This window comes from Psychrobacter sp., from assembly GCF_035469765.1.
Classification (GTDB): Bacteria; Pseudomonadota; Gammaproteobacteria; order Pseudomonadales; family Moraxellaceae; genus Psychrobacter.
Genome location: NZ_DATIRM010000114.1, coordinates 1 through 2358, shown reverse-complemented (window position 1 = coordinate 2358; position 2358 = coordinate 1). Strand labels below are relative to the sequence as shown.

At 41.9% G+C, this 2358-nt stretch carries 1 protein-coding gene and 1 pseudogene; one reads left to right on the top strand and one right to left on the bottom strand.

All coding sequences use genetic code 11. The features are described 5' to 3' along the window. Window positions 1-594, top strand: a pseudogene (locus VLN09_RS03160) (methyltransferase type 11); the annotation flags it as partial. A 131-nt stretch (window positions 595-725) separates the two neighbouring features. On the opposite strand, the gene mtnP reads toward VLN09_RS03160, so the two are convergent. Further along, entirely contained in the window at window positions 726-1619 is an 894-nt protein-coding gene (gene mtnP / locus VLN09_RS03155; protein WP_325243748.1) for an S-methyl-5'-thioadenosine phosphorylase, read from the bottom strand. Window positions 1620-2358: the final 739 nt, after the last annotated feature.

The following is a 2358-nucleotide window of genomic DNA, read 5'->3' as shown; positions in this document are numbered from 1 at the left end:
AGTGTGCAGCGTTTGCTCAAGTCTGGCGGTGAGTTTTACTTCTCTGACGTCTATGCAGACCGCCGTATCCCACAGCATTTAGTTAATGATCCTGTCCTCTATGGGGAATGTTTGAGCGGTGCATTATACTGGAAGGATTTTGAGCGCCTAGCGCGATACGCTGATTTCTTAGACCCACGTTTGGTTGAGGATCGTCCGCTTGAAATCACCGATCCGCTACTTGCCGCTAAGATTGGTGATATTCAGTTTTTTTCCGCTACTTATCGATTATTTAAGATTGCAACGCTTGAAGATGCTTGTGAAGACTACGGTCAAGCAGTCATTTATCACGGAACCATTGACCAGCTACCACATCATTTTAATTTAGATAAGCATCATGCGATTGAGACGGGCCGCGTCTTCCCTGTCTGCGGTAATACTTTTCGTATGCTAAAAGAGTCACGCTTTGCCAAGCATTTTGATTTTATTGGCAATGATAGTCGCCACTACGGCATTTTTGCAGGTTGTGGTGATATCCTGCCGTTTGGTAATCAAGCGAGTATAATCTCTGACGCAAACGCGGGGCGGTTTATTAATTCAGGAAGCTGTTGCTAAAAATAAGACCTGTATGATGTTGAAAAAGCTATCTCTCAAAAAAGTTGTCTGTCAAAAATAAAAGAGGCCATCAAATGATTTGATGGCCTCTTTTATATGAAAAAACGTTATAAAATCTACAATTTCAACTATTAAGGAAGTAACGCCGCAAGCCGTGCCTTGGTTTGCTCATTCATCGCTGCAATGGGCGTGACTAATGCTTGCGACAAAGCAGTATGGGCAATGGATCTAGGCTGTTCAGATGCAATTAATGCCACGGCTTGTTTAATCACTTGCTGCGCGTTATCTGCGTTTTTCATTAGATTTTTTATAGCGTAATCCGCACTGACGGCTTCCTCATTCGGCTGCCAGCAATCGAAATCTGTCACTAGCGCTAAGGTCGCATAGGCGATACTGGCTTCGCGTGCCAGCTTAGCTTCTGGCATATTGGTCATACCGATGATGTCCGCTTGCATCTGCCGATACCAGTGTGATTCTGCACGAGTTGAAAACTGTGGCCCTTCGATACACACATAGGTCGCTTTTGCATGGCACTGCCCATCGGCAATATTCGCTTTGTCATAAGCTCGTATCAAGATTTCTGCCACCTTAGGACACAAAGGGTCAGCCATTGAGACATGGGCGACTGCACCCTCTCCAAAAAACGTACTTACTCGCTGCTTAGTCATATCAATCATTTGATCGGGAATGACCATATCTAATGGTCTCAGCTTCTCTTGCAATGAGCCAACCGCTGATACTGAGACGATATAGCGTACGCCTAAAGTCTTTAATGCATAGATATTGGCACGATAAGGCACCTCGGATGGTGTCAACCTATGTCCTTGACCATGCCGCGTTAAGAATGCGACTGTGATGCCATCAAGTTCACCGAGCACGATATCATCAGATGGCTCACCATAGGGTGTCTCAATTTTAACGCTGCGCTTGTTGGTCAAAGCTTGCATTTGATATAGACCGCTACCGCCGATAATAGCGATAGCGGCAGCATTTTTCACGGTACTTTCTACTGCAATTGAAGTCATATTGGGTTCCAAATGATGATTAGTAGAGTTTATTCAAGTTAATACTACCAGCATTTAGTGATTCTATTCGGTTCTGACAAGGTTTAACGCATTTAAATCATTATAAGTGACCCTTGCCGTCAAATCCGTAGACATTAACTTAGGATGTTTCAATGTGGCTAAGCGACACCAGTTGTCGCAAACATTGTTTCATTCCCTTTCTTTTCATCCTCTTTTATACTATAGTTATTGAGTCAGGAAGAAATAACGCAACATCGTGACATGGAGTTAACCCTCGAAGCGCAACGCTTCACCTTATAACTCTGCTATCTTCGTTAACTTCAAAAAACTATTGACCTGTATTAACTATCACTATTCTAAGTATCAATAAACACAAACAAAAAAATAGACATAGCCAACATACAAGTACTGGTCAAAAATATCTGTTTGCTAAAAAAATCATCTTAAACTACAGCTTTCTAGCTATTTATATAAATCAATTCACTCATTTTACCTCTACAACGTTGCTCAAAAAGCGGCGAACAGACACGGCTGACTTGAAACTTTGACTACCATAACTAAAAAACGCTACTACTAAACACCATTTAAAATAATAAGGCAAATACTATGACGAATACAAAATACACTTTTGAACAAAAGCGCATAGACAATGTACAGTGGTCAGGTATATCTAGACTCTCAAGCTTACCGTCACTACCGAATGATGGTAAATCTCCACCCCTTAAAATCCCGTTGTTCT

Bases quoted from the DNA above. Each gene is read 5' to 3' on its own strand.
- mtnP (WP_325243748.1), bottom strand. From the start codon at position 1,619: ATGACTTCAATTGCAGTAGAAAGTACCGTGAAAAATGCTGCCGCTATC.